The organism is Pseudomonas frederiksbergensis, assembly GCF_017114915.1.
In the GTDB taxonomy this organism is placed as follows: domain Bacteria; phylum Pseudomonadota; class Gammaproteobacteria; order Pseudomonadales; family Pseudomonadaceae; genus Aquipseudomonas; species Aquipseudomonas frederiksbergensis_I.
In genome coordinates this window covers 1-3682 of record NZ_JAAUOE010000090.1, presented here as the reverse complement: position 1 = coordinate 3682, position 3682 = coordinate 1, and the positions used below count along the sequence as shown (strand labels likewise).

The window sequence follows — 3682 nt, the reverse complement described above, 5'->3', positions numbered from 1 at the left end:
AAACCCCGAATTGATTCAGCATTTCGGCAAACTCTGGAAGCGTCTGGCACGCAGCAAGCCGGTACCAGCAGTCAAAACCGAAACTGTAGGGGTAGACAGTCCCGATGCGTAAACTGGCACTCGTTCCGATCCAGTTTTATCGCTATGCCATTAGTCCCCTGATGGCCAGTCACTGTCGTTTCTACCCCAGTTGTTCCTGCTACGCGTTAGAAGCCATAGAAAATCATGGCCTTCTGCGCGGTGGCTGGCTGACCTTTCGTCGTTTAGGTCGCTGTCATCCGTGGAATCCCGGTGGTTATGACCCGGTTCCACCTATCCCTACCTCCCGTTCTTCTTCGATGGCCGAGTAATCATGGATATCAAACGCACGATCCTGATCGTCGCCCTGGCAATCGTGTCCTACGTTATGGTTCTTAAATGGAACCAGGACTATGGCCAGGCTGCCCTGCCGACTCAGAATGTTGCTTCCAGTACTACCGCACCGGGCCTACCGGATTCGGCGACTGGCAATAATGCTTCCGTCAGTGATGACATCCCGCGCGCCGCAAGCGATGCCAGTACAACAGCACCTGCTGAAACGCCAGTGGCTGCAAGCAAAGACCTCATCCAGATCAAAACGGATGTGCTCAACCTGGCGATCGATCCACAAGGTGGCGATGTTGCCCAGTTGACGCTGCCGTTGTATCCACGTCGCCAGGATCATCCGGAAATTCCATTCCAGCTGTTCGATAACGGCAATGAGCGGACTTATCTGGCTCAGAGCGGCCTGATCGGCACCAACGGTCCGGATGCAAGTCCTGCCGGTCGTCCGGTTTACTCCTCCGAGAAGAAGATTTATCAACTGGCTGACGGTCAGGACCAATTGGTCGTGGACCTCAAGTTCAGCAAGGACGGCGTCAACTACATCAAGCGTTTCACCCTGAAACGTGGCCTGTATGACGTAACCGTTTCCTACCTGATCGACAACCAGAGCGCTCAGCCCTGGTCCGGTGCAATGTTCGCGCAACTGAAGCGCGATGCCAGCTCCGATCCTTCTTCCAGCACTGCCACCGGCACCGCGACTTACCTGGGCGCCGCCCTGTGGACAAGTAACGAGCCGTACAAGAAAGTGTCGATGAGCGACATGGACAAGGCTCAGCTGAAAGAAACCGTCACCGGTGGTTGGGTTGCCTGGTTGCAGCATTACTTCGTGACTGCATGGATTCCGGTCAAGGGCGAAAACAATATCGTCCAGACTCGTAAAGACAGCAAAGGCAACTACATCATCGGCTACACCGGCCCTTCGCTGACCGCTGCGCCAGGTGCCAAGGCTGAAACCAGCGCCGTGCTGTACGCAGGTCCAAAAAGCCAGGCTGTCCTGAAAGAGTTGTCCCCAGGTCTGGAACTGACCGTCGACTACGGCATTCTGTGGTTCATTGCCCAGCCAATCTTCTGGCTGCTGCAACATATCCACGCGCTGGTCGGTAACTGGGGCTGGTCGATCATCTTCCTGACCATGCTGATCAAGGGGATCTTCTTCCCGCTGTCGGCTGCCAGCTACAAATCCATGGCGCGCATGCGTGCAGTGGCACCCAAACTGGCCGCGCTGAAAGAGCAACATGGCGAAGACCGGCAGAAAATGTCGCAAGCCATGATGGAGCTGTACAAGAAAGAAAAGATCAATCCACTGGGTGGCTGCTTGCCAATCCTGGTGCAGATGCCGGTTTTCCTTTCGCTGTACTGGGTTCTGCTGGAAAGCGTGGAAATGCGCCAGGCGCCATTCATGCTGTGGATTACTGACCTGTCGATCAAGGATCCGTTCTTCATTCTGCCGATCATCATGGGCGCAACCATGTTCATCCAGCAGCAGTTGAACCCGACGCCTCCGGATCCGATGCAGGCCAAGGTGATGAAGTTGATGCCAATCATCTTCACCTTCTTCTTCCTGTGGTTCCCGGCCGGTCTGGTGCTGTACTGGGTTGTGAACAACGTGCTGTCCATCGCACAACAGTGGTACATCACGCGTAAGATCGAAGCAGCTACCAAAGCAACTGCCTGATTTACACTGTGGATAACCACTCAAAACGCCCCCTAGTGGGGCGTTTTGCTATCTGTCACTTTTGTCTGGATACCGGTTTATGAGCGTTCCTCGTGAAACCATTGCTGCTGTCGCCACCGCTCAAGGTCGCGGCGGTGTGGGCATCGTCCGTATTTCCGGGCCGCTGGCAAGTGTGGCGGCCAAAGCCATTAGCGGTCGCGAACTGAAACCGCGGTTTGCCCATTACGGCCCGTTCCTCAGTGCGAACCAAGAGGTGCTGGACGAAGGCATCGCGCTGTATTTCCCGGGCCCGAATTCGTTCACCGGCGAAGATGTGCTTGAGCTGCAGGGCCACGGTGGTCCGATCGTTCTGGATATGCTGCTCAAGCGTTGCCTGGAGCTGGGCTGTCGTCTGGCTCGACCAGGGGAATTCAGTGAACGCGCCTTCCTCAACGACAAACTCGACCTCGCTCAGGCCGAAGCCATTGCCGACCTGATCGAGGCGAGTTCTGCCCAGGCGGCGCGAAATGCCCTGCGTTCGTTGCAAGGTGCGTTTTCCCTGCGTGTGCATAACCTCACCGAGCAACTGATAGGCCTGCGTATCTATGTCGAAGCGGCCATCGACTTCCCCGAAGAAGAAATCGACTTCCTTGCCGATGGCCACGTACTGAGCATGCTCGACAAAGTGCGCGACGAATTATCCACAGTGCTTCGGGAAGCCGGGCAGGGAGCTTTGCTGCGTGACGGCATGACGGTCGTCATCGCCGGTCGGCCGAATGCCGGCAAATCCAGCCTGCTGAATGCATTGGCCGGACGTGAAGCCGCGATCGTGACCGAGATTGCCGGCACGACCCGGGACATTCTTCGCGAACATATCCACATCGATGGCATGCCATTGCACGTGGTCGACACTGCCGGGTTGCGAGATACCGATGATCAGGTGGAAAAAATCGGCGTCGAACGGGCATTGAAAGCCATCGGCGAAGCGGATCGGGTATTGCTGGTGGTCGATGCCACGGCTCCCGAGGCACTTGATCCATTTGCCTTATGGCCGGAATTCCTGGAAACCCGCCCGGATCCGGCAAAAGTGACGCTGATTCGTAACAAGGCAGACCTGACGGGCGAAGCGATTGCCTTGGAAGTCAGTGACGATGGCCACGTCACGATCAGCCTCAGTGCCAGGTCCGCTGGCGAAGGCCTGGAGTTGTTGCGCGAGCATCTCAAGGCCTGCATGGGTTACGAGCAGACCTCTGAAAGCAGCTTCAGTGCTCGCAGGCGTCACCTGGAGGCACTGCGTCACGCGAGTGCGTCCCTCGAACACGGCCGCGCGCAGCTGACGTTAGCGGGTGNCCTCGAACACGGCCGCGCGCAGCTGACGTTAGCGGGTGCCGGTGAACTGCTGGCCGAAGATTTACGGCAAGCCCAGCAGTCTTTGGGCGAAATCACCGGTGCATTCAGCTCCGATGACCTGCTGGGAAGGATCTTTTCCAGCTTCTGCATCGGCAAATAGTCCTCCTCGTTACTCACAGACAGGCCGTTCTGGCCTGTCTGCTCCTCTTCTTCTGAAATAGCCCTGCGCTCCCGAGCAGATTTTTCTGGTCGGGCGGATTTTCCGTGCCCGGGATTTGTCCGGTCAGCCCTTTTCTGTGGATTAAGCCCTGTGAA

Annotated in this window: 3 protein-coding genes and 1 pseudogene; all 4 read left to right on the top strand. The window is 56.9% G+C overall.

What is annotated here, in order from left to right; translation table 11 throughout:
* Positions 1-112 (top strand): annotated as a pseudogene (locus HCU66_RS26770) (ribonuclease P protein component); the annotation flags it as partial.
* A complete protein-coding gene (gene yidD / locus HCU66_RS26765) occupies positions 105-350 on the top strand; it encodes a membrane protein insertion efficiency factor YidD (protein ID WP_010207715.1) in 246 nt (81 codons plus the stop codon). The pseudogene HCU66_RS26770 and the gene yidD, both read left to right, overlap by 8 nt.
* Positions 351-352: 2 nt before the next feature.
* The gene (gene yidC, locus HCU66_RS26760; RefSeq protein WP_205891359.1) at positions 353-2038 is read left to right on the top strand and encodes a membrane protein insertase YidC; all 1686 of its coding nucleotides are present in this window, start codon (positions 353-355) and stop codon (positions 2036-2038) included.
* 79 nt (positions 2039-2117) lie between these two features.
* Complete coding sequence (gene mnmE / locus HCU66_RS26755) at positions 2118-3527, top strand: tRNA uridine-5-carboxymethylaminomethyl(34) synthesis GTPase MnmE (protein WP_205891358.1); 1410 nt, start codon at positions 2118-2120, stop codon at positions 3525-3527.
* Positions 3528-3682: the final 155 nt, after the last annotated feature.

Coding starts and splice junctions, on each gene's coding strand:
- yidD (WP_010207715.1), top strand. CDS start 105: ATGCGTAAACTGGCACTCGTTCCGATCCAGTTTTATCGCTATGCCATT.
- yidC (WP_205891359.1), top strand. CDS start 353: ATGGATATCAAACGCACGATCCTGATCGTCGCCCTGGCAATCGTGTCC.